At 53.9% G+C, this 20,931-nt stretch carries 28 protein-coding genes; 23 read left to right on the top strand and 5 right to left on the bottom strand.

The annotated features are described in order from the left end of the window. The 15 genes from ACIY1O_RS06175 to ACIY1O_RS06245 form a co-directional block, all read left to right on the top strand. A partial coding sequence (locus ACIY1O_RS06175) for a hypothetical protein (RefSeq protein WP_397474214.1) occupies window positions 1–192 on the top strand: 192 nt, incomplete at its 5' end. A gap of 78 nt (window positions 193–270) precedes the next feature. Next, window positions 271–561, top strand: a complete 291-nt coding sequence (locus ACIY1O_RS06180) for a hypothetical protein (RefSeq protein WP_397474215.1) — start codon at window positions 271–273, stop codon at window positions 559–561. Window positions 562–563: 2 nt separating this feature from the next. Continuing rightward, complete coding sequence (locus ACIY1O_RS06185) at window positions 564–857, top strand: hypothetical protein (RefSeq protein WP_397474216.1); 294 nt, start codon at window positions 564–566, stop codon at window positions 855–857. After that, window positions 844–1,122, top strand: a complete 279-nt coding sequence (locus tag ACIY1O_RS06190) for a hypothetical protein (protein ID WP_397474217.1) — start codon at window positions 844–846, stop codon at window positions 1,120–1,122. Before ACIY1O_RS06185 ends, ACIY1O_RS06190 begins: the two co-directional genes overlap by 14 nt. 113 nt (window positions 1,123–1,235) lie before the next feature. Continuing rightward, on the top strand, window positions 1,236–2,069 hold the full coding sequence (locus tag ACIY1O_RS06195; protein ID WP_397474218.1) for a hypothetical protein: 834 nt from the start codon (window positions 1,236–1,238) through the stop codon (window positions 2,067–2,069). A 131-nt stretch (window positions 2,070–2,200) separates the two neighbouring features. Further along, on the top strand, window positions 2,201–2,497 hold the full coding sequence (locus ACIY1O_RS06200; RefSeq protein ID WP_397474219.1) for a helix-turn-helix transcriptional regulator: 297 nt from the start codon (window positions 2,201–2,203) through the stop codon (window positions 2,495–2,497). Further along, the gene (locus ACIY1O_RS06205) at window positions 2,497–2,823 is read left to right on the top strand and encodes a helix-turn-helix domain-containing protein (RefSeq protein ID WP_397474220.1); all 327 of its coding nucleotides are present in this window, start codon (window positions 2,497–2,499) and stop codon (window positions 2,821–2,823) included. Before ACIY1O_RS06200 ends, ACIY1O_RS06205 begins: the two co-directional genes overlap by 1 nt. After that, entirely contained in the window at window positions 2,820–3,047 is a 228-nt protein-coding gene (locus tag ACIY1O_RS06210) for a hypothetical protein (protein WP_397474221.1), read from the top strand. Before ACIY1O_RS06205 ends, ACIY1O_RS06210 begins: the two co-directional genes overlap by 4 nt. Then, window positions 3,044–3,313 (top strand): hypothetical protein, encoded by a 270-nt coding sequence (locus ACIY1O_RS06215; protein WP_397474222.1) that lies wholly within the window; start codon window positions 3,044–3,046, stop codon window positions 3,311–3,313. The genes ACIY1O_RS06210 and ACIY1O_RS06215 overlap by 4 nt, the downstream gene beginning before the upstream one ends. Beyond that, a complete protein-coding gene (locus tag ACIY1O_RS06220; RefSeq protein WP_397474223.1) occupies window positions 3,306–4,256 on the top strand; it encodes a DUF7146 domain-containing protein in 951 nt (316 codons plus the stop codon). The genes ACIY1O_RS06215 and ACIY1O_RS06220 overlap by 8 nt, the downstream gene beginning before the upstream one ends. Next, on the top strand, window positions 4,253–6,037 hold the full coding sequence (locus tag ACIY1O_RS06225; protein ID WP_397474224.1) for a DUF927 domain-containing protein: 1,785 nt from the start codon (window positions 4,253–4,255) through the stop codon (window positions 6,035–6,037). The genes ACIY1O_RS06220 and ACIY1O_RS06225 overlap by 4 nt, the downstream gene beginning before the upstream one ends. Further along, window positions 6,034–6,396, top strand: coding sequence for a hypothetical protein (locus ACIY1O_RS06230; RefSeq protein WP_397474225.1), 363 nt, complete (start codon window positions 6,034–6,036; stop codon window positions 6,394–6,396). The genes ACIY1O_RS06225 and ACIY1O_RS06230 overlap by 4 nt, the downstream gene beginning before the upstream one ends. Beyond that, window positions 6,393–6,692 carry a hypothetical protein gene (locus ACIY1O_RS06235; protein ID WP_397474226.1) on the top strand — a complete coding sequence of 100 codons (300 nt, stop codon included), beginning with the start codon at window positions 6,393–6,395 and terminating at the stop codon, window positions 6,690–6,692. Before ACIY1O_RS06230 ends, ACIY1O_RS06235 begins: the two co-directional genes overlap by 4 nt. After that, a complete protein-coding gene (locus ACIY1O_RS06240; RefSeq protein ID WP_397474227.1) occupies window positions 6,685–7,026 on the top strand; it encodes a single-stranded DNA-binding protein in 342 nt (113 codons plus the stop codon). Before ACIY1O_RS06235 ends, ACIY1O_RS06240 begins: the two co-directional genes overlap by 8 nt. Window positions 7,027–7,035: 9 nt before the next feature. Further along, the gene (locus ACIY1O_RS06245) at window positions 7,036–7,266 is read left to right on the top strand and encodes a hypothetical protein (protein ID WP_397474228.1); all 231 of its coding nucleotides are present in this window, start codon (window positions 7,036–7,038) and stop codon (window positions 7,264–7,266) included. Between the two features lie 30 nt (window positions 7,267–7,296). Here the strand turns inward: ACIY1O_RS06245 and ACIY1O_RS06250 are convergent, their stop codons facing one another. After that, window positions 7,297–7,794, bottom strand: a complete 498-nt coding sequence (locus ACIY1O_RS06250; RefSeq protein WP_397474229.1) for a hypothetical protein — start codon at window positions 7,792–7,794, stop codon at window positions 7,297–7,299. Window positions 7,795–7,899: 105 nt separating this feature from the next. Beyond that, on the bottom strand, window positions 7,900–8,163 hold the full coding sequence (locus tag ACIY1O_RS06255; protein ID WP_397474230.1) for an Arc family DNA-binding protein: 264 nt from the start codon (window positions 8,161–8,163) through the stop codon (window positions 7,900–7,902). Window positions 8,164–8,268: 105 nt separating this feature from the next. Between ACIY1O_RS06255 and ACIY1O_RS06260 the strand changes: the two genes are divergently transcribed. Both ACIY1O_RS06260 and ACIY1O_RS06265 read left to right on the top strand, forming a co-directional pair. Continuing rightward, window positions 8,269–9,762: a hypothetical protein gene (locus ACIY1O_RS06260; protein ID WP_397474231.1), complete on the top strand. Its 1,494-nt coding sequence runs from the start codon at window positions 8,269–8,271 to the stop codon at window positions 9,760–9,762. Continuing rightward, window positions 9,762–12,149 (top strand): glycoside hydrolase family 24 protein, encoded by a 2,388-nt coding sequence (locus ACIY1O_RS06265; protein ID WP_397474232.1) that lies wholly within the window; start codon window positions 9,762–9,764, stop codon window positions 12,147–12,149. The genes ACIY1O_RS06260 and ACIY1O_RS06265 overlap by 1 nt, the downstream gene beginning before the upstream one ends. Before the next feature lie 177 nt (window positions 12,150–12,326). Here ACIY1O_RS06265 and ACIY1O_RS06270 read toward each other — a convergent pair whose 3' ends face one another. Together ACIY1O_RS06270 and ACIY1O_RS06275 are read right to left on the bottom strand one after the other, a co-directional pair. After that, window positions 12,327–13,160 (bottom strand): DUF7946 domain-containing protein, encoded by an 834-nt coding sequence (locus tag ACIY1O_RS06270; RefSeq protein WP_397474233.1) that lies wholly within the window; start codon window positions 13,158–13,160, stop codon window positions 12,327–12,329. 52 nt (window positions 13,161–13,212) lie between these two features. Next, window positions 13,213–14,034: a DUF2569 family protein gene (locus ACIY1O_RS06275; RefSeq protein WP_397474234.1), complete on the bottom strand. Its 822-nt coding sequence runs from the start codon at window positions 14,032–14,034 to the stop codon at window positions 13,213–13,215. 617 nt (window positions 14,035–14,651) lie between these two features. On the opposite strand from ACIY1O_RS06275, the gene ACIY1O_RS06280 reads away from it, so the two are divergent. Further along, a complete protein-coding gene (locus tag ACIY1O_RS06280) occupies window positions 14,652–15,212 on the top strand; it encodes a hypothetical protein (protein ID WP_397474235.1) in 561 nt (186 codons plus the stop codon). A 393-nt stretch (window positions 15,213–15,605) separates the two neighbouring features. Here the strand turns inward: ACIY1O_RS06280 and ACIY1O_RS06285 are convergent, their stop codons facing one another. After that, window positions 15,606–16,304 (bottom strand): GntR family transcriptional regulator, encoded by a 699-nt coding sequence (locus tag ACIY1O_RS06285; RefSeq protein WP_397474236.1) that lies wholly within the window; start codon window positions 16,302–16,304, stop codon window positions 15,606–15,608. 332 nt (window positions 16,305–16,636) lie between these two features. On the opposite strand from ACIY1O_RS06285, the gene ACIY1O_RS06290 reads away from it, so the two are divergent. The 5 genes from ACIY1O_RS06290 (at window position 16,637) to ACIY1O_RS06310 (ending at window position 20,857) form a co-directional block, all read left to right on the top strand. Then, window positions 16,637–17,251 (top strand): DUF1989 domain-containing protein, encoded by a 615-nt coding sequence (locus tag ACIY1O_RS06290; protein WP_397474237.1) that lies wholly within the window; start codon window positions 16,637–16,639, stop codon window positions 17,249–17,251. 32 nt (window positions 17,252–17,283) lie between these two features. Beyond that, on the top strand, window positions 17,284–17,673 hold the full coding sequence (locus ACIY1O_RS06295) for a RidA family protein (protein ID WP_397474238.1): 390 nt from the start codon (window positions 17,284–17,286) through the stop codon (window positions 17,671–17,673). Window positions 17,674–17,833: 160 nt separating this feature from the next. After that, the gene (locus ACIY1O_RS06300; protein WP_397474239.1) at window positions 17,834–18,898 is read left to right on the top strand and encodes a TRAP transporter substrate-binding protein; all 1,065 of its coding nucleotides are present in this window, start codon (window positions 17,834–17,836) and stop codon (window positions 18,896–18,898) included. Window positions 18,899–19,010: 112 nt separating this feature from the next. Further along, the gene (locus ACIY1O_RS06305) at window positions 19,011–19,529 is read left to right on the top strand and encodes a TRAP transporter small permease subunit (RefSeq protein ID WP_397474240.1); all 519 of its coding nucleotides are present in this window, start codon (window positions 19,011–19,013) and stop codon (window positions 19,527–19,529) included. Beyond that, window positions 19,526–20,857, top strand: a complete 1,332-nt coding sequence (locus tag ACIY1O_RS06310; protein WP_397474241.1) for a TRAP transporter large permease — start codon at window positions 19,526–19,528, stop codon at window positions 20,855–20,857. Before ACIY1O_RS06305 ends, ACIY1O_RS06310 begins: the two co-directional genes overlap by 4 nt. Window positions 20,858–20,931 lie beyond the last annotated feature (74 nt).

A 20,931-nucleotide genomic window follows, 5' to 3' on the forward strand; every position in this document is an offset into this window, starting at 1 on the left:
TCGCTCAACTGGAAGCAGAACGACTTCTGCCGTATGGCCGGCGTCAACAAGAGCACGCCCAGTCGCTGGGTGACCGGCGATGTGCCAATACCTGATTGGGTACCCAAGTTCCTGGGTATGGCGCAAGAGGTCAAGCGCCTGCACGATACCTATGTAGTTCCGCCCAAGCCGGGCAAGCAAACCGACGCCTGACGGTATCAGGCAAAGCGGGGGCGGGCGGTATTGCAGTACCAGCGCCCCCTGACCATCATCACTACCAAGGAGTAAACGATGGCTGATATGCATTCTATCGAATCTACCCCCGAACCTCAGTTTAAATACGGCCGGCCTATTTATACAGAGAACGGCAGCACGCTTACAGTCCAATTTCCCCACCAGTCGATTTATGACAGGCGCAGGAGAATTGCGGAGGAAATGGAGGCGCTGACGCTGCTTATCACGGCGAACGATGGCGAGGACTTTAATTGCATGGCCGATGACTTTCAGCTAACCATACGGCATATGTTGAGCGGTATGGCAACCGAGCTTGACGCGCTATGTGACGTGATCGAGGAGGTGTAATCATGATTACCGAAACCATAGCCCCTGTCCCCTGGATGGATGAAAGCCGCCTATCGGTTGCATCGAATGCGACATATGAAATTGAGCATCTTTGCGGTGTTTTAATCGAGCAGGCTAATAAACCTAGCGCAGGCTTTGAGGGTGTTTTATTTCGCGGGCTGGCAGCAAGAATCGGCGAATTGAATGGCGCAATAATGGATTTGGTGGGTAGCGGCGAGCGAGCTACCGAAGAAATTACGCAGAGGTGTATAAGCAGCCCTATACCGTTTCGGAGGCATGGCTATGGCTACCAATGATTCTACCGAAAGCTTTGTACTGGACGGTACGACTTGGAATAAAGAGCGAAAGGCAATTTGCCTTGAGGGCGTATGGGAACTGGACAAGATAGCCCGCACATTGCCGGATATGGTAACGCTAGATGAAAACCAAGAGTATTTCATAGTGCGTGCGATGGCAGGCAGGATGCTTCGCTTGACCAGCATGCTGATGTCGGCAATAAGTGATGATGTACCGAATGACAAGCTTGCCAGATTTATCACTTTTGACAACGGGCAAGGGTAAGTTTCCACTTTACGCCAGCGCCTAGCCCGACGGGGCGAAAAGCCGGACACGTTCACCGGCCTGGTGCTGGCACCTAATTTAATTTGAACGGTACTGTTGAACGAGGTACTCACATGCAGCCAGAAGCATTGGGCCGGGCAATTGACGAAATTAAGCAGAAGGGTCTGGACAAGATCCAGTACTTTGATACGTCAGCGTGTGGCGTAGCAGTCGGAATGAAATTGATGGCTGCCATGGCCAGGCTGGACGGTGAGTACGCCGACGCCCGTCATGCTGAGATTGCATTGAATATGGCCTATCGCGCTTTATGGGTAGCGTGCGCATTGAGCTCGCAGCAAGCCAGGGAACAGCTAGATTCGGGCATCTATAAAGATGATGACCCTGGGGTAGAAGCATTTCTGCAGATCACAACCGATCTTGATACCAACTTTTATGCCGGCCAGCTTGCCTCAAGCTTTGTGATGTATTTGTATGACGATGCGTTTTGTATTCGCCTTAATGAGGGCGACGTTATAGAGTCAAGGATCGACTTTATGACGCTTGCTGGCATGGCCATGCTGTATAAGTCGGCGCAGGATGTGGCCCAGCGCGAGCACTTCAGTATGGTGATGGATAATGTTGCTCTCGGTATCGAGTTACTCACATTCGCAGAAAATCACGACCTGATTAGAGGCCTCCAAGAGCGGGAGCGCCTCCACAAACAGGAAAATGGGAAAAAGGGCGCCGAACGAGCATTGGCTGCCAAGGCCAGGAAATACGGGTACGAGTCATGGGAGAAACTCCAAGCCGACATCGTATCCAAGCTTAATGAATTGGATCAAGTTTCTTTCTACGGCGGCCCAGGCAAACGCATGGGGGATAAAAGGAAGAAGGTGTCTGAGCTAAGCGGTGTCCCGCGCCGCACTGTCGCTGAGATTGATCGCGAATTGCGTCCTTCTAGTGACTGAACGGATTGAATCGGTACGTATGCCCACTAAACGTACCAGTATTTGAGGGGAAAAGGGCTAAACACGGTCGTCCATCACCGCGTCGCACAGCATCATAGCCATCATGTTAATTCACATGAGGCTACCTCTCGATGCAAACCAATTTACACAAGTCGGGCCATCCCGCACCGTCAACAAAGCCGGCGCACTCGCTTGACACACCAGAAGCCTTCGCGGCCAGCCTGCCAAGTACAGGCTACGTCCGTCTGCCTGTTGTGGCTAGTATTTGCGGTGTTGGCAAATCCACCGTCTGGAAGTGGGCTGCCAGCGGCAGGTTCCCACGTCCCACAAAGCTTTCGCCCCGCGTCAGTGCTTGGAATGTCACTGTTCTTCGCGCCTGGCTGGCTGACCCTAATGGATGGCAAGCCGCAAATGCGGAGGTCCTCTAATGGTCAACTCCACAAAAGCCAACGCCCTGCGGGAACAGGGCGTAGAGGCAGCAAAGAAAGACAACCAGCCAAAGCATTTTAGCCCTAAATCCACCTCGGCGGAAGCGCAGCGCGACAGGATATTGGAGGCGTTGCGCACGGGCCCTAAAACCAGCTACGACCTACGTCGCATGGGTTGCTATCAGGCGCCTGCCCGCGTCATCGAGTTACGCCGCATGGGCCATGACATCCAAACAGAGCTCGTCAGCCTGTACGACCGTGATGGCTATTTGCACCCTCGGTGTGCTCGATATCACTTGGCCAAGTCCGACAAGGGGGCGAAATGACAAACCCCATGCAAAAGCATGAGCCATTCATTCTCGACACGCTTCTTCCAATTGTTTCTGATCATGCCGCCCAACTGGGTGTTGACTCTAGCGAAGCTGTCATGGCTGCCTTCCTGGCTCTCGGTACGGTGCTTCAATACCGAGGCTTCACTGCGGAAAGTTTGGTTATGAGCCTCAAGTCCAGCGCCATATCGACCCATGATGCCCCGGAGGTCCTGCAATGAACCGACATGACAACGATACAGAGCTTTCTGATTGCTCCGTAAGCAATGAAAAACTGGCGCATGTAGCAGGCGGCCTTGCGGCCCAGGCCTGGCTTGAACGCGCTACGTTTCCACTCTCACTATGGCGCACCCGACATATGGCGCATTTTGAAAACGTTATTGGAGGGTGCGACGACGTTCCGGCGCGACTTGAGGCGTGGGCAGCGGGTTTTGAGCAAGCAGTCTTAGGCGCCATTGAAGGGAAAAAAGGTGGCGGTGATGATTAAAGACATCCACTTATTGGAGGCTGCGTTACGCGCAGGTGGCCTTATCCCCGACAGCATCACGGCTGGTGGCCTGCAACGGTGCAAGGCTGAAGGGGACAAGGGCAGCAAGCGTAGCGGCGCATATCGCCTCTTTGATGACGAAATACCTACCTGCATATGGTGGAACTGGAAAACATCGGATATGGGCGTATGGGTATCGACTGATCGCCCCCTAACTGATGTAGACCGTAACCGGCACCGACAACTCATGGAGCAAGCCAAGCGTGAACGCCAGCAAGAACAGGCTGTGCAGTGGGCAGCTAACCGAGAGTACCTTGTCCGGCTTTGGGACAACGCCGAGCCGCTAACAGCATCATGTCCTGCCGGCGCCTACTTGGAACGGCGCGGCCTTGTGGTCCCCAATACCGATGCGCTGCGATACATGCCGAAGTTGGACTACTGGGATGGTGCGATGCTGATCGATAGTTTCCCGGCCATGCTGGCGGCGGTTACCGATAATGAGGGGGCACTGGTGAATGTCCACCGTACCTACCTCAACCAGGGCGGTGATAAGGCCCGCGTGCCCACGGTCAAGAAGCTATGCAAGTCTGCTGGGCCCATGGCGGGGGCATCCATCAAACTTGGACAACCAGCGGTGCGGCGCGATGGACGGCAGGGCCTAGGCGTGGCTGAAGGGATAGAAACCGCCATTGCTGCAACTATCTTAGCCGGCGTGCCTGTTTGGTCTTGTGTATCGGCGCATGGCCTTGCTTCATTTGAGCCGCCTCGTGACATACATCACCTGTATGTTTTTGCTGATAACGACGAAAGCCAAACCGGCCAGAAGGCAGCCGCTGACCTGGGCAACCGGGTGGCCCGTATGGGCTTGTCGGTGCGAATCTTGACCCCCGAAACGGTGGGCGACTGGAACGACGAACTACTGGCACGGAGGGCGGCGGTATGACAGAGCAAGTCATCGAGAACGAAATTACCCTGGATGTGGATGAGCACACCGCCCCGGTTGATCCGTTTCCGTCTGAGAATGAGCGTCCATGCTGGCGTTGTTACGATGACTGGATAGAGCGAGGCGGCAAGAAATGGCAGCCAGGCGTGTACTTTCATGGGATAAAGAATAACGGTGACGCGCCCCCTGCAATCTCCAATGACTGGGTATGCGCACCATTGCATGTCGTGGCAATGACCGCCAATCAGGAGGATGCCGATCACGGCCGGCTACTGCGATACCAGAACGTAAGCGGCAATTGGAAGCGCTGGTCGATGCCTATGCAAATGTTGGCTGGGGATGGAGTGGAAGTGCTCGGCGTCCTATTGGCTGAGGGCCTGGCCTTGGACCGCAAGAACAAGATGCGCATCTTGGACTATATCAACGCGCAGCACCCTAAAGAGCGGTTACGGGCAGCGGGTACCACCGGTTGGCACGGCAGTGCGTTTGTTCTGCCCGATCAAGTGATTGGCGCCGACAATATTTGGTATCAGGCCTCTGAGCGTACCGCCCCCTATAGCGTGGCCGGGACGCTGGATGGCTGGCAGGAGCACGTTGCGGCCAAGGCTATTGGCAATCCCATGCTTATATTGGCAATCTCTGCGGCGTTGGCTGGTTGCCTGCTTGATCGTCTAGGGGTAGACGGGGGCGGCCTGCATATCTTTGGTGACTCTAGCGCCGGCAAAACCACCGTGCTGATGGCCGCTATTTCGGTATGGGGCGGCGCTCCTTTTCGACGCACATGGCGTAGTACAGCGAACGGCTTGGAGGGCGCGGCAAAGATGCATAGCAGCACATTGCTGGCGCTTGATGAAATCGGGGAAGTTAACCCGAGAGAGCTATATGAGGCTGTGTATGCCTTGATGAATGGCCATGGCAAAACCCGCGCAAACGCTCGGGGTGAAGCACGCCAGGTAAACCGGTGGCGGGTGTTTCTGCTCTCGACAGGCGAGGTCACTGTTTCATCCAGATTGGCAACAGGCGGACTGGAGGCAAAAGCAGGGCAAGGACTGCGATTGCTTGATATACCGATAAGCGGCACCCACGGCGCGTTTGATAATTTGCATGGGCTTCACTCTGGCGCGGCATTCTCTGACGCGTTGCGTAGCAAGACAGCAGAGCACTATGGCCACGCGGGGGGCGCCTTTGTGCGCTTTCTTATCGAGCAGGAAAAAGGCGGGGGCCTGGATCTGGCGGCAGAGCTTGATGCGGTCCTTGGAGCCTTTCGCGCAAACGACGGGCAAGAAACACGAGCTGCCAGGGTCTTTGCTATCTGTGCGTTGGCAGGTGAGCTTGCGGCGAGTTCTGGCCTTTTGCCTTGGAACGCAGGTGTGGCTGTAGATGCCGCCGTGAAAGGGTTTGGTTTATGGCGTGAGCACCGAGGCGCGGCAGGCCGCAATGCCGAAGATGTTGCCATCCTTCGCGCTGTTGATGATTTTATTGGCACCCATGGAAATAGTCGGTTTGAAGACTTCCAAGGCGGCGAGGCCCGGACGGTGGTGAATCGGGCTGGCTTCATATCAACCGATGGCGGCGCTCCGCTCTATATGTTTTTGCCAGCTGGCCTGCGAGAAGCGGCCAAGGGTTATGACATTGGCAAGGTCAACCGGGTGCTGGATAGCGTAGGTGCGCTGGCAGAAAAGGACACGGGCAAGTACGCCAAGACCAAACGAGTGCCAAAGGGTGGTACGCAAAAGCTCTATGTGATTGATCCGGAAAAGCTGCAGGAGGCGCTGCAATGAGCACTCTAAAGCCTAGCCTCGTTCTTAGCGGCATGCATGCTTGGCTCGCTGACATGGGCGAAAAGAAGCCTGTAGGCGGCAGCAGCCCTTCTGCTGATGCACAGATGACGACAACGCAAGGCAGCCCTCTGCACGATTCACGGTGCCAGATGTTTATCGCCAAGGGAGTATCAAAGGACGATGCGCAAGTGCTTGCTATACGCCTGCTTGAGCGTGACGAGCGATGGGATGATCGGCGCAGCTGCGCGGAATGCACCAACTTCGAGTACGGCAATTGCATGGTACGGCGCCAGCCATTCGGTGGGGGCGGCATTGAGGTACTGCATCGATGCCAGGGTTTTTCGGCGGTGGGCTTATGACATACAACCCGTATCAGAACTTGGCGCGATTCGCGGGGCACAATGTACTTAAAAACGAGGACGCGCATGGTTCAGCATACGCGTTGCTTGAGGCGTATGTCCAAGCAGGCGCAACCATAGCAGGCAGCTGGATCGTCAAAGGTAAACAGCAAAGCAAGAAGTCTGAAATAGACCAGCTTATGGTCGAGATTCGCGCCTGGACAGAACTGGTACCGTTTTCTGAGGGCGTTGCCCGTGAGCTGGTTGAGAAGGGATTTGATTGGATGCTACAGCATGAGGTGAATAGCAATGATTGATGCGTTGATAGCGGGCCGGCTATATGGCAGCCCAAAACTAGGTACGGGGAAAAGCGGAAACACCTATACGACAGCAAAGGTTAAGGCAGCCGCTGGCAACGGCGAAACCTTACTGTGTGGCGTGATCGCTTTTGATGACGTGGCCCAGACGGCTCTCTTAGCAATGTCTGATGGTGACAGTATTGCACTATCTGGAACGTTGACGCCAAAGGTGTTTCAAGCCAAGGATGGCGAATACCGCCCTGGCCTCGATATGGTGGCGCATGTTGTTCTGACGGCGTACCACGTTAAGCGTAAACGCCAGGCGCTCAGCGGGGGCGAAAACGATGCGTAGGAGGCAAAAATGACATCAAATGCGCAGCGCTTGAAGAAATACAAGGACAAAATGAATGATGCCGGCTTTAAGCGTCTGTCTGTATATGTTTGTGCTGATATGGTGGCGTTACTCCAGCGGGAGCGTAAGCCGTACGAATGCGGCGGCCGAACACTGGAGCGATTGCTGTTGGGTGAGGCGGCGCGTCGCCCCGATTACTGGACTCAGGACGAGCTTGCAAAGCGAAAGAAACGGTTTTGATAATCGGCAGCCATTAGTATGGTCAGTGGGCTACAGTAGTCCTGATACTTGCTGTCTTTGCAAAGGGGTCATTGTGGCTTCCGCTTCGGAGTACTGCTCCACGAGGGTGGCCGCCTTCTCAAGCATTTCTTCTTGTAGGCCATCCGGGAAAAGGTCTCGCACTGGAGCTAGGCATTCGTCAATCATCTTTAGGTGCGCGATGGAAGGCCCGCCCATGGTGACGTACTGCGTACTGTCGAGCAGCACGTAGTACGAGCGTAGTAGTGCTTCTGTCGCGTCCTTTAGGCGTTGATTCTCTACTTCCGCTTTATGAATTTGCCGCTCTAGCGTGATTTGCGACCCGCCGACCTTCAGCCCCAAATATTCAACGCAATATAGGCCGAACCCTGCAATAAAGGCGGCGATTGCGAGCCCATAAGCGCCCCCATCTGAAAAGACGACCGCAGCCAAAAATGACGCTACAAATATGAGGGCGGTGATTGTCAGAGCAACATTTGCCCTTTTCTTACTATCGTTGCTTTCATGCATGTCGTTGATCCTATCGAAAAGATAATCAAGAGGTAACGTTGCCGCTTGATACGCTGGCAGACGGGGCAACTTAGTCCCGCGCATAGGCTGGGCTACGGCCGGGTTCTATTTCCTGGCGCTCTGCTGGGCGAACCTTTGCACCGTTTCCTGCAGGCCCTCCACGATCTTTTGCAGACTTTCTTGCCGGGCCTCTAGGCTGCTGAGTTGGCTCTTTGGTGCATCTTCCTTCGCTTCAAAACTGGCAGCTAGCCGGGTCAGTATCTCTGCATTCATGGATTTGCCCGTCTGTTGGGCTGAGGCTAAAAGCTGCCCATGCAGTTGACGCGGCAGACGTAATGCAGTCTTGATGTAGTCGTCTTGGGTAGCCATAAGAACACACTCCTGAAATGAAACCGTTTATACATTGCCTTCAATTTGAAGGCATGGGATAATAGCATTATGCCTTTATTTTGATGGCGAATTATAGGGAATGTCATGGCTACCACCAATCAATTTATCGCTCCAGTACTAGCGCCGGATCTTCAGAAAAAACGCCGTCAGCTTGAATATAACCAGGCGCTGGCGCAACAGCTCATGCAATCCGAGGCACCACAAGGCCAGATGGTATCCGGCCATTACGTGGCGCCGAGCTGGACGCAGCACTTAGCGCACGGGCTCAAGCAGTACATGGGACACAAGTCCATGCGTGATTTGCCAGACCAGGCTGCCAAGCTGCAGCAGGACGAGCAAAAGTACTGGGCCGGTCAGTTTGGTCTAGGCGGCCCAACGCCGCAGGACTTTGGCGCTGTCCTTGCATCCAGTAATTCACCACAGCAAACGAGCGGTGATAATTTACCGAGCGGCGCTGATAGCCCCACACCACAGCAACTAGGCCAGGCGCTGGCTCAGAATGGCCAGGCGATGCCAAGCGCCCCCGCACCTCAGACGCAGCAACCGCAAATGCCATTACTGCCAGGGCGGTCAGCGCAGGAGTCGTTTCAGACATTTCAGTATCTGGGCCCACACGAATACATGAAGCTGGTTTCTCAGCAGCGCGCACCCACTGACGCCCAACGTGATCTGATCGCCCAGGGCGTCCAGCCTGGCACACAAGAATGGAACGAAGCCATGGCCAGGGTTAATTTCAAGGGCGGTTATGTTGCACCAGTGTCGGCATCGCCTGGCACCACGCTCATTGATCCGCAGACCAATCAGCCCACGTTCTCAGCACCGCAAAACGGCGTACAAACCACCTACGGACCTAACGGGCCACAATCCTCAGTTGTTCCTGGGTATGCCGATGCGAACGCGGCTGTACAGGGTGCAGAAGCTCAAGCGCAGGAAAAGGCCAAGGCAGAGATGGATCTGGTCGAGGTAATTGATGAGAATGGCGGCAAGCGGTTCGTGCCCCGGTCGCAAGTGGTGCAAGGCAACTATCAGTCAGCGCCCAGCAGCGCCAATGCCGCCTATGACGAAGCCCAGGCCAAGCGTTACTCGGAATTGAGCGACCAGATCACGACTATGGGCATGGAGGCGCCCACCATGCTTGCCAAGCTTGATAGGGTCGAGCAGCTAATCGGTGATTTTGACGGCGGCAAGCTGACAGGTACGGCCATGGCTGCGGCAGAGATTGCGAACTCCCTGGGGATTAACCTTGATCCGAAATTGGGCGATAAGCAGGCAGCTGGGGCGCTCATGAACGAAATGGCGCTCAAGCTCAAAAATGCTGGCGGCGCAAACCAGATGCCGGGCGCAATGTCTGACTCTGATCGGCAGTTCCTGCTCACCATGTCGCCTCAGTTAAGCCAAACATCTGCCGGACGCAAAACGATCATACAAACGTATCGGGCCCTCGCACATCGAGAGGTGCAGGTTGCCCGCATGGCCGATGCATACCGTGAGCGCAACAACGGCCGGCTCGATGCTGGGTTTACACGGCGATTGTCTGAGTGGTCTGCTAAATATCCTTTATTCGGGAGTAAGAAATAATGGCAACGGCAAAAGAGCTATACGCCTACGCGCAGAACCCCAATGTTCGCCAGTTTCTCGACGTCATATCGCAAGCCGAGGGCACGACGGGCTACGACACGGCGTTTGGGGGCGGCACCATTGCATCCCTGGACGACCACCCACGCAAATTGCACGATTTCACACAAACCGACGGAAAAGCCAATAAAACCAGCGCGGCAGGGCGGTATCAATTCCTGCAAGGCACCTGGGACGATGTAGCGGGCAAGCTTGGTCTGACCGACTTCGGGCCGCAGTCTCAGGATATCGCGGCGGTGGAGTTGCTACGCAGAAACGGTGCGCTTGAGCCGCTGTTGGCAGGCGACTTTGATACCGCCGTCAAGAAATCGGGCACGACCTGGGCAAGCCTACCGAGCAGTCCCTATGCGCAACCCAAGCGCTCCGATGGGTTTATTGCCAACGCGTTGAATAAGGCATCAGAAATGGTATTTCCCGCGGCGCAGGCCGCAGAAGGATCGGCCGACCCGTATGCTGACATCTTTGCGGCCCCACCAGAGCCAGGCTCAATGGCGTTTACGAACAACACCGAGCAGGATCGGTACGCGGATATCTTCACCGCGCCCGCGCCCATGCCGACATCAGCACCCTCTGCTGGACAGACCGAAGGCTCATTTTTCGATAGCGCCTTAGATGCCGCTGCCGGGCTTGGCGCAGGCATCGGGCAAGGGGTAGGCACGATTGCGCTGGGGGCGCAGCATTGGCTCGGTAAAGGCATGGAAGCCCTTGGCGCAGATCAGGCGGGACAATGGCTCGTAAATGATGCTGCGCAGGGCAGAGAGTCGCTAGGGCAGCAAGTCGCACCTTATGCCCAGTCTGCGCCAACGGCGACCTCAATAGGCAAGCTGGGGGGCGAGATTGCCGCAACGCTTCCAGTAGGCGGGCCGCTTGGCGCTGGGGTAAAAGCAATTGCGCCCGTGCTAGGAAGGGCAGCGCCCTACGCGCAGGCTCTCGGCAATGCACTTCGAACAGGCGGCATGCGGGCCGGCGCAGGCGGTGGCGCCGCTAACATGGGCATACGGATGGCTGGGGGCGGAATCACAGGAGGGGCAGCCGCAAGCCTAGTCGATCCGGATCAGACTGCGGCAGGCGCTGCTATTGGGGCCTTATTTCCGCTCGGGGCAAGCGCCATTGCAGGGCCTGGGAAGGCGTTACTCGAACCTCTATATCAAAGTGGGCGAAATCAGATCCTTGGCAGGCTCTTGCGTGACTCGGCAGGAGGCCAGGCCGATGATGTGGTGCGCCATCTGCGCCAAGGCCAGACTCTGGTTCCAGGCACGCAGCCAACAGCAGCGGAATTGGCCCAGAACCCCGGTATTGCTGCCCTTCAAAAGACGGCGACCCAGATTGAGCCTGGCGCCATGAACGAGATGGCTGCCCGGCAAGCCGCGAATAACTCCGCCCGGGTCACGGCTTTGGAAGACATGGCCGGCACACAAGGACAGCGTGAGTTCTACGACCAGGCGCGAAAGACAGCCGCAAACGAGCTCTATGATGACGCGTTCAGGGTCAGCATGGATAACCTTGTGCCGGCCCAGCTCGAGGAAATAAACCGGCTCATGAGCATGCCGGCCATCCAAGAGGCTCTAAAGCAAGCCCGCATCAATGCGGCGAACGCCGGAGTGGATATTGCAAATCCATCCGGAAGCTTGCGAGGGCTGCACGAGGCCAAGCTTGCCATGGACGATCAGATCAGCAAGTTGCTAGGCGGCACGGCTGCCGAGGCGAATAAGGCGCGGGGCATCACCACGGCGCGTGATCGCCTGGTCTCCTTTATGGAGGGTGTATCACCTGCTTACCGGGAGGCGCGTGCAACGTTCTCGGAAATGAGCAAGCCCATTAACCAAATGGACGCCATCCAGGATATTGCCAAGCGAAGTATCAACCCTTTGCGGGAAACGCTTTACCCGAACGCGCTTGCCCGGGCGCTCAGGGACCACGACCTTGCGGGCGTCCTTACCAGCGAGCAATTGTCCAAGCTCAACGCAATCAAAGACGACCTGGCCAGGCTAGATTTCGCCAATAGTTCAAATCGGGTAGGCTCTGACACGGTGCAGAAACTGGCCTTCAGCAACATGCTCAATCAGGCGGGTATCCCGAGCGCTATACGAAACTTCGGGCCGGCAGGAGTTGTCGGGAGCTTGCTTGAGCGAGGCGGCCAGGCCGTATATGGAGGCGCTAATAAGCAGATGACTGCACAGCTTGCCGAGGCGTTGATGAACCCTAGGAGCGCGGTTGACCTTATGGCGCCGTCCACGATGGCCACACCTAAGATGCAGGCACTGGCGGCCGCCTTGAGGGCATTGGAAACTACAGGGTATCGTGCAGCGCCGGTGATGGGGGCGCAGTAGTGGTTGTGCTGGCGCTTCAGGAAGGGATGCCCTGCAGTTCAAGGGCATCTTCCTTTAATCTAGTGAGGCCGTCGATCAGCGATGATGAATTTGCAAGCCGCACGAGGATGCGATTAGTTCAATAGGGCAAAAGAAAACCCGGCGCGGGTCCGGGTTGGGGGATGGGGGAAGTTGTGGTTATGCAATATCAGATATATGCAACCTGACCACGTTTCCGTCAGTATCGACCTCTGGCTTGGCATCGAATGAAATAGACGATAATTGGCTCATTGAAACGACATATGGATTGCCGGGCCTTTTGCCAATAGGGTCGGTGATGGTAGCCAATGTGCGGCGGCCTGTATCAGAGCCATCCAAGAGGACTTTGCATGTGCCGCTCTCCATATCCATTTCGGAAATCACGCCTGTAAATTTTCTGCTCGGCTCAATGGTGTTTATTGAGTTATCAGAGAATCGCGCTTTTGCGGCCTTGTCTAAAGTGACATATTCCTCGGAATCTCTAAATACGGAAATGGTCGCGCAGCTTTCGTCAATAGGTGCCAGCGCCTGGCGGCCAGAGGGACGCAGGGAGTCCATCATCTTCTGTATCGTTGCAAGTAATTGCTGAGTCGTTTCCTTGTTCTGCCCCATGGCGAGCTGAAGGGCGTCATTTAGGTATTTCAATTCCTCTGCCCTCCTTTTTCCGAAAAAATAATTCATTAGAGCAACAAGCAAAGCCCCGCCTGTTCCAGACCAGAGGTATTCGGAGCTGGCAACTCTAGCAATCCATGCGCTAACCTCATAACAGTGGTGATCTTTGGTCGGGGTGGCAAAGACCTTCACCGATAGGGCATCGTACTGCTTATTATAGTTCCCGGTGTAGGCGAAATGGGCGAAAACAGCAAGGACTCGCGCGAACCCCTGCAAAGAAATGCCCAACTGGCTCAAGTCGATTTTATGCGCTTCCGCATCCAAGCCATCGTACCGAATCGAATACTCCGAGCCTTTTTCAGACTCCACTAAATCATTCAAATCCAATCCTCCTCACATCCCCACATCAAACTAAAATAATTGTTGGTTGAGCCTATAGGGTCGGTTCCGATCTTTCTTGCCTTGCATTAGAGAAGGTTGTCCAGTCAGCGTAGTACGTGTTTTTTACTCGTCTTGATAATTTAAGGTATGCCGTCCAAATTCCGGCATACACAAGGCCGCCCATCATGCCGCCGATAATTTCAGTGGAAAAATATTCGGATGCTTCCATCTCCAGGAAGGTTATGGACGCGTACATGTCTATGGCGAGCAGGGCTATAGGGCAAATCCACATAACTGCTATTGCCGCGCTGACTGATGAGGGGATAAAGTGCCGCATCAATGACCATCCGGCCCAAACTAGGGCAATGCTATAAGCTAGCACTGCCATCCAGATCGCAGTTTTGTAGTTCCCCCATTGGGCCAGATCCACTATGGTGGGGTACGCTCGCTCGGCATCAGAAATATTCCGTGCGGTTTCCCCTAGTGTGCGAAGTGGACTGAACACCATCAGCGTCAGGACAAAAAAGAAAAGCCATCCGTGTACACCCTTGAGGTCGGCGTTTTTTGCTACTTGTCTAGATGCCTTGCCCGGAGCTGCTAGCTTTTTCGCCCGCAAAGCTTTCCGCTTGTATGGCCACAAGAAATTGCGGCCCATGTCCTTGTTGCCAATAAAGCCATCAATCACCCATACGACGCTCTGCATTAGAGCAAAGATGACTGTGACTACAGCTAAAAGCCCAAACAATGCACCCCATTCTGGGCGCGCCTCAAAAAGAGCGACATAAGCAAAAAACACAATGCCAAGTAGCAAAATGACCCAAGCAGTCCCAGAGATTAATTTGGCGATGCGGCTTACCCCTTCCGTGGCATCCATTCAAGCACCTTTTTATATTTTTAAATCAAAATAAACTTTTTGAGACATTCTAATCCACTTGGCCCGGAGTTTCGGTACCAATACGCACACGCGCATGATGGGGGAAATTTAGCAGTCCATAAAAAGAGCGACGGGACAGGCCCAGTATCGAAAACAATCAAAGTAAATCAATCGGCCCCTGCGTGTTACCCCGGTTACCTGTTACCTGCGAGCCTGGGTAACGCGCAAACCCGCATGGATAAAGGCTGTTACCCCTGTTTCCCATGTTCCCCAGGAAAAACAAGGGCAGGCTAAAGTAGCCCGAAGTAGCATGGCAGGCCCTATGGTTCATAGCTTTATGAGCGGTCGTGTCACTAAAGTACTGCGCTTTAGTGGCGATGGCGGCAACGTCCTTGACCGCTTCTTACCAACGAGAGGTTGTGCCGGGCAGCGGCGCTTTTCAGGTCGATAACCCCCACCCCAAACCGTACAATATATTAAGCGGTAACGGGTACCACAAACTGTACAAGGAAAAAGGCTTGCTATTGCCGTCTTTGCTAAGGTGATAACCCGACCCCAAACCGTATACGTATATTAAGCGGTAACCCGACCCCAAACCGTATACGGAGGAGGAAAACATGGATGCATTTAGTTTTGGAGCGGCCGAGATCATCGCGATTGTTGCGGTCTTTATCGCTGTTGCGGCTGTTTTCGTTCCTTGGTGGTATCAACGGAATCAGTTATTGCTGGAGCAGGCTGTGAAGTCGCTCGAGCGGGCATATGAGGCTCTTACCGATAAAGGGCAGAAGGCTTCGCCGCCGGCAGCTGACCGGCTGAACTGGCTGACTGCGGCGCGGCATATTGTTCGCTACAGGATGATCAAAGACAAGATATTTTGGGCTAAAACCCATAGACTCCTATGCGAAGAGCACGAGGAGTATTGGAGGCACCAGTTTTACGTATGCTTGAGTCTGGGACGGGAGCGACATGCGTTACATCGCGATTACTACAAGAGTGGAGAAATTGAACCGCAAGCGGCCATTATCGTTCATGGGTTCGCGGAGTGGCCGGGAGGCATGTGCGACCCTATTGATACCGTGGACATGAAAAAGACCCTCGCTGAAACGCCCAGCATCCTGCAACGGAACTATGGCCTACGTTTTTTTCTTGAGTCTTTACCTGGTCGGAAGGAAACGTAGAGCGGTTTGAATCGGTGTGCACAAGGAGGCAGGCATTTGTACGGGTATAACTACAAATCAAATGACAGACTTACATAAAGAGTTAGTGCAGGCTCGATTCCGAAACGACATTGAGGCCCTTGCTGAGGGATTGGTGGCGACATTCGGCTTGAAGTATTCCAAAGCCGAGAAGCACCTTTCGTGGGCGGCCGACGCGGTGGAGCAACGAGAGGCCGTGTTAACCGGGGTAGCTGGCGGGAAGTGAGGTATATAGCGAGGTATATCGTGACCCATAGAACTGACTGTTAGCGCAAATAGATGTTTTGCGCGAAAATTACACAGAATGATCGATACCGTCCATAGCAGTCTGCTAAAGACTATAAGCCCGCATGGCCATTGGCTGTGCGGGCTTTTTCATTCCAGCGCTTCACCGGCTAGTGTGGCCGGGGCCGTCAGCTTGCTCATGAGCCGTTCGCGAGTGTGACGTGAATGATGAAGCGTCAGCGTTACAAACCTCTCTTCATTTCCCAACGCAAAAGCCTGAGCCAGTTGCACGTGCTCTGCCTGCGGCTTTTGCACGTTGCCCGTCAGACGGCTTTCGGTACGCGTATAAAGCTCGACCAGATTGTAGGAGTGTCGCCAAGCGCGCAAGTGCTGGGGACAGTCTGAAGGTTCGAGCAAGGCCAGATGGAAGGAGGTGTGCAGGTTGTGCCAATGTGAAAGGCTGTCGAGATCGGTGACATCCGGTGCAACCGACATTTCATGCGCTATGTGATAGACCTCGGCCACGTGGGCCTCGGTCCGTGTCCTGATCGCTCGCCGCGCGAGTTCGGCCTCGAGCAGGCTGCGTAGGTCGAATGCTTCTTCTATTTGCCGGGACTCCAGTTCCACAACGGCGTAGCCGCGATGTGGACGGGACGTGACGATGCCGTCGGCTTCGAGTCTTGACAGGGCTTCGCGCAATGGGCTGCGACTGACGCCCAAGTGGGCGGCAATGTCTTCCTGGCGAAGAACCTGGCCGGGCTTGAACACACCATTAAGGATGGCGGCTTGCAACTGTTCGTAGATGACGGTTGGCAGAGTGATGGTGTTGTCGGCATCGAAGTCGATCATGAGGAGGCAATTCTCAAATTCTTAAGCTTTATATTGTATATTTTTCTTATGAACAATGATTGTATACAAATTGAACTAGCCGTTAAAGCTTCGGATCAAGACTGAGGCCGGCAAGCGTAGGATGTGAAGTAGTCAATAAATTTGCCAAGTACCGATGGGGTGCATCTACTAGTGTTCACCAGGGATAACACCTATTTCCAGTACGAGGCAGCTTGTTAAGATCACATAAAGTCAAGTTTGTATACAAAATAAAAATCCTCGGCCGTGCTTTGAAGTGAATACTGCAACAGGCGCGGCGACTTATTGACAGTCACCATCATTGGAAGAGAGACATGTTGAAAGGTGCCAAGCTAGTGTCGGAATTTGTGATTCCTGGTGGACATGCTCGTGCATTTCAAGTCAGGCAAGGGCATCTGCTTCAAGTCACTGATGTCGAAGGTCAGCAAGTCGCTGATTTCTTTGCCTTCAATGAGCTTGATCATCACGAGTGTTCTTCGCCGTCACACACTCGCATTTCGCTCAGATCGTTGGCGCTGCGCGTCGGCGACGAAATTCGCAGCAGCTTGCGTTATCCCATGCTCAAAGTCATTGAAGACACCTCACCTTCACATGACTTGCTGATTCCGGCATGTGATGAGCAACGCTACTTGCTCGATTACGGAGTAAGCGGGCATCGGAGTTGTGTGGCGAATATCGAGGAAGTACTGAGGCCTTTCGGTATAGGGCGCGAGCTGTTTCCGGATCCGGTCAATTTCTTTCAGAGAACGCATATTGATCCGGATGGCGCATTGGTGCAAATGCCCTGCGGCACCAAAGCTGGAGATTACATCCTGCTGGAGAGTCTCAAGGATGTTATTGCAGCCGTTTCAGCGTGTCCGATGGATTTGAACCCGATAGGCGGCTCAAAGATTACAGATATAAAAATTCGAATTTTCCAGCCCGCCTGACTTATTGTTAATTTCAAACTCAGGAAATCAGCATGTCTTACAAAGTTTACAACCCAAAAGATTTGCCTCTGCCTCCGGCCAATACTTGGTCAAACATTAAAGTTCACAACAATGGCCATTTTTATGTCGCCGGAATAATAGCTGAAGGCGAAAGTATGTATGAGCAGGCCAAGAAAGTGCTCAGTGCAATCAAACTCATAATTGAAGAAGCAGGCGGCACAATGGACGACATCATGTCGCTGCAAATCTTCGTCAATAACTTGAACGAGAATACCGAGGTTTGGCGTGCACGCCGCGAATTCTTCACCGGCGATTATCCCTGCTCCACACTTATCGAGGTTTCTCGCGTCGGTTCGCCAAGTGTCTATCCGCCGATGCGAATCGAAATCAACTGCAGCGGCTATATCGGCGGCAGTAAGTAAGAAGCGGTTCCGGCTCGTACAGAGCAGGGCCGCGCACGCCTTTGTGCGTCTTCAACGCAGTGTCAAGAGGTTTGCCAGGACACACTTTCCACAGAGAAAAGCTAGTACAGACAATTAATGTTTTTGCGGTACTTATTATCAAAAAATAGGAGAGCAAATCATGTTCGGAACAAGCATGAAAAAGTGGGTGTGCACCGCATTTCTGGGTGGAGCACTGGCCTTGAGCGGCAGCGCGTGGGCACAAAAATCTGACGAGGTCATCCGCTGGACGCTGCAGTCTACGTGGGTTCCTGGGCTTGAAATTCAGCGACAGATTGATGAGTTCGCTAAAAAAGTCGAAAAAATGAGCAATGGCCGGCTAGTCATCAACAGCTTGCCCTCGGGATCCATCGTTGCCGGTTTGCAAGTCTTTGACGCTGTTGAAGATGGGGTGATCGATGCCTCATATTCGGCGGCTTTCTATTGGGTCGGCAATCAGCCGGTGGCGCCATTTTTCGCTGCGGTTCCCGCGGGGCTGACCGTGCTGGAGTACATCATGTGGCTGTATCACGGCCCCGGCCTGGAATACTGGAAGGAGGCTTACGCCGACTACAACTTTGGCTGGGTGGGCGCAGCCGGCATCAACAACACGGAAATCTTCGCGTGGACCAACAAGCCTCTTGACAGTCTGGACGATTTCAAAGGCCTGAAATTCCGTACCGTTGGCTATTGGGGTGAAATCCTTACCAACCTTGGTGCATCGGTCGTGACGCTGCCGGGCGCCGAGATCTATGGCGCCCTTGAGCGCGGCGTCATTGATGCCGCCGAATTTGCCAATCCCGAAGGTGATTTCGGTTCAGGCATGCACGAGGTTGCGAAGTACGCCTACGTTCCCGGCATTCACCAGCCAACATCAATGATGGAGTTGATTATCAACAAGGACTCCTGGGAAGCGTTGCCGGACGATCTGAAAGCCATTGTTGAAGAGGCCGCGAAAGCGTCAGTGCTGGAGGGGCTGGGACACACATTGACCAAGGATGCCGAAGCGCTGACGAAGCTTGAAGAATATGGCACGGAAATCAGACGCCTCTCCCCCGAGATCATGCAGGAAATTGCCGCATTGGCGCACAAGCTTTACGAAGAAAAAAGTGCGGAAAACCCGTTGTTCAAGAAAATTTATGACTCTCAAATGGAGTACAAGGCGAAGTTCGAACACCTCCAGAAGTATATGGAAATCAAGTATTGATGCGTAACTCAGCTTGAAAAGGGAAGCCATGGCCGGCTTCCCTTTCTTATCCAGTGAGTTTGCATCAGTGCGAACCCATTCTTATTGACATGGTGTCAAGGAGCGACAGACCGTGCTCACGATAATACCCCGGGTAGTGGACCCATTAACTAATTGGGTGGCCAGTCTGGTTAAGTGGATTGTTTTGGTGCTTGCCTTCGTAAATTGCTATGAGGTGGTAATGCGCTACGTGTTTGGCAAGCCAACCATATGGGCCTATGACATCAGTTATATGCTGGGTGGTTCGTTTTTTGTTTTGGGCATTGGTTATGCGCTGCTCACAAAAGCTCATGTACGGGTCGACGTGGTTTATATCCACTGGAGCCGTAAAACGCAGGCTTTATTAGACGTAATTCTTTCTCTTTTATTGTTCTTTCCTGCCTTCAGTGTTCTTTTGTACAAGCTGATTCCCTGGGTAATAAGGTCGTGGGAACGCCAGGAAAAAGCAAGCGGCAGCTTTTGGCTACCACCTATCTACCCTTTGAAAACCATAATTCTAATCGCTGTTGCGCTACTTTTATTGCAAGGCCTATCCGAGCTTTGCAAGGATTTGAAGGTATTGACGGCCAAAGAACAGGAGACGGCTGAATGAGCTTTCTTACTCCGGAGATTACTATTGCGCTGATGTTCTTGTCAGTCGTCGTTGGCATCACCCTTGGGTATTACCTTGCCTTTATTCTTACCACCGTGGGGTTGGTTTTTGGTGTGATTTTGGTTGGCGATCGTTATATCGGTGTGCTGATAAATAGCATTTTCAGCACGATGACAAATAGTGTGCTGCTTGCAATTCCATTATTCATATTAATGGGAAACATCATGCAGCATACCGGGGCCGGCGACCGTATATTCAGCAGTCTCTATGTGTTGTTTGGTCGGCTGCGAGGCGGCTTGCTGATTGCGACCAATGCATTGGCGACAATATTTGCCACAGTGACCGGCGTCGTCGGCGCGTCGGTTGTAACCGTCGGTACGCTCAGTTTGCCCGCATTGCTTGAGCGCAAGTACGACAGAAAGCTTTCGGCAGGCGTCATTTGTGCCGGAGGAGGCCTTGGCGTACTCATACCGCCCAGCATTCTGATTGTCGTGTACGGGCCCGTTGCGGGTGTGTCGGTAGGAAGCTTGTTCATGGCTGCTATCGTTCCCGGCCTGCTTCTTTCACTCGTGTACACCATCTATGTGCTTGTCCGGTGTTTTCTGAATCCAGAGCTGGGTCCGCCGATCAGTGTCGAAGACCGAAAAGCGGAAATCGAGCGCGTCGGGCTTGGCGGTCTGATCTTCGCCATTGTCCCACCCGTGCTGATTGTTCTTGCCGTCCTGGGAACGATATTTTTTGGCATTGCTACGCCTACAGAGGCAGCCGCGGTTGGGGTGTTGGCGGCGCTGTTGCTGGGTCTGTGTTATCGCACACTTAGTTTCGAGAAGATGTCCGAATCGTTGACGTCGACATTGAAGACGACGTGCATGATTTTGACGATGACGGTGGGTGCGGTCACATTCATTTCAACATTTGCCTCGGTGGGCGGACACGCGGTTGTCAAGAATCTGGTGCTGGATATCCCTTTGGGGCCCTGGGGCATACTGATTCTGATGCTGGTCGTGATTACGATCCTGACCATGTTTCTTGACTGGATCGGCATTGTGTACCTGGTTGTACCGCTCTTTACGCCAATTGCGCTGGAGCTGGGCTTTGATCCGGTGTGGTATGCAATGCTGGTGATCTTGTTCCTGCAGCTTGGCTACCTTACGCCACCCTTTGCTTTGTCGATCTTCTATTTCAGGGCCATCGCACCGCCGGACTTTCTGATGATGGACCTCTATAAAAGCGTAATGCCGTTCATTGGCTTGCAATTGATTGTTTTTGTCTTGGTGATGGTGTTCCCCCAAATCGTGCTTTGGCTGCCCACTCTCATGCTTCGTTAGGCGTTTTCTACACCCTGGTCGGGGCCGGCATTCAGGCCCTGGCCGGGGTGTTAAAGCTTGCCGGTAACCCGCAG

This window comes from Pusillimonas sp., from assembly GCF_044464525.1.
In the GTDB taxonomy this organism is placed as follows: Bacteria; Pseudomonadota; Gammaproteobacteria; order Burkholderiales; family Burkholderiaceae_B; genus Pusillimonas.

Coding starts and splice junctions, on each gene's coding strand:
- ACIY1O_RS06250 (WP_397474229.1), bottom strand. CDS start 7,794: ATGCATGAAAGCAACGATAGTAAGAAAAGGGCAAATGTTGCTCTGACA.
- ACIY1O_RS06240 (WP_397474227.1), top strand. CDS start 6,685: ATGATTGATGCGTTGATAGCGGGCCGGCTATATGGCAGCCCAAAACTA.
- ACIY1O_RS06180 (WP_397474215.1), top strand. CDS start 271: ATGGCTGATATGCATTCTATCGAATCTACCCCCGAACCTCAGTTTAAA.
- ACIY1O_RS06265 (WP_397474232.1), top strand. CDS start 9,762: ATGGCAACGGCAAAAGAGCTATACGCCTACGCGCAGAACCCCAATGTT.
- ACIY1O_RS06190 (WP_397474217.1), top strand. CDS start 844: ATGGCTACCAATGATTCTACCGAAAGCTTTGTACTGGACGGTACGACT.
- ACIY1O_RS06290 (WP_397474237.1), top strand. CDS start 16,637: ATGTTGAAAGGTGCCAAGCTAGTGTCGGAATTTGTGATTCCTGGTGGA.
- ACIY1O_RS06205 (WP_397474220.1), top strand. CDS start 2,497: ATGGTCAACTCCACAAAAGCCAACGCCCTGCGGGAACAGGGCGTAGAG.
- ACIY1O_RS06255 (WP_397474230.1), bottom strand. CDS start 8,163: ATGGCTACCCAAGACGACTACATCAAGACTGCATTACGTCTGCCGCGT.
- ACIY1O_RS06195 (WP_397474218.1), top strand. CDS start 1,236: ATGCAGCCAGAAGCATTGGGCCGGGCAATTGACGAAATTAAGCAGAAG.
- ACIY1O_RS06275 (WP_397474234.1), bottom strand. CDS start 14,034: ATGGATGCCACGGAAGGGGTAAGCCGCATCGCCAAATTAATCTCTGGG.
- ACIY1O_RS06215 (WP_397474222.1), top strand. CDS start 3,044: ATGAACCGACATGACAACGATACAGAGCTTTCTGATTGCTCCGTAAGC.
- ACIY1O_RS06230 (WP_397474225.1), top strand. CDS start 6,034: ATGAGCACTCTAAAGCCTAGCCTCGTTCTTAGCGGCATGCATGCTTGG.
- ACIY1O_RS06200 (WP_397474219.1), top strand. CDS start 2,201: ATGCAAACCAATTTACACAAGTCGGGCCATCCCGCACCGTCAACAAAG.
- ACIY1O_RS06245 (WP_397474228.1), top strand. CDS start 7,036: ATGACATCAAATGCGCAGCGCTTGAAGAAATACAAGGACAAAATGAAT.
- ACIY1O_RS06235 (WP_397474226.1), top strand. CDS start 6,393: ATGACATACAACCCGTATCAGAACTTGGCGCGATTCGCGGGGCACAAT.
- ACIY1O_RS06260 (WP_397474231.1), top strand. CDS start 8,269: ATGGCTACCACCAATCAATTTATCGCTCCAGTACTAGCGCCGGATCTT.
- ACIY1O_RS06210 (WP_397474221.1), top strand. CDS start 2,820: ATGACAAACCCCATGCAAAAGCATGAGCCATTCATTCTCGACACGCTT.
- ACIY1O_RS06285 (WP_397474236.1), bottom strand. CDS start 16,304: ATGATCGACTTCGATGCCGACAACACCATCACTCTGCCAACCGTCATC.
- ACIY1O_RS06310 (WP_397474241.1), top strand. CDS start 19,526: ATGAGCTTTCTTACTCCGGAGATTACTATTGCGCTGATGTTCTTGTCA.
- ACIY1O_RS06300 (WP_397474239.1), top strand. CDS start 17,834: ATGTTCGGAACAAGCATGAAAAAGTGGGTGTGCACCGCATTTCTGGGT.
- ACIY1O_RS06280 (WP_397474235.1), top strand. CDS start 14,652: ATGGATGCATTTAGTTTTGGAGCGGCCGAGATCATCGCGATTGTTGCG.
- ACIY1O_RS06220 (WP_397474223.1), top strand. CDS start 3,306: ATGATTAAAGACATCCACTTATTGGAGGCTGCGTTACGCGCAGGTGGC.
- ACIY1O_RS06295 (WP_397474238.1), top strand. CDS start 17,284: ATGTCTTACAAAGTTTACAACCCAAAAGATTTGCCTCTGCCTCCGGCC.
- ACIY1O_RS06185 (WP_397474216.1), top strand. CDS start 564: ATGATTACCGAAACCATAGCCCCTGTCCCCTGGATGGATGAAAGCCGC.
- ACIY1O_RS06225 (WP_397474224.1), top strand. CDS start 4,253: ATGACAGAGCAAGTCATCGAGAACGAAATTACCCTGGATGTGGATGAG.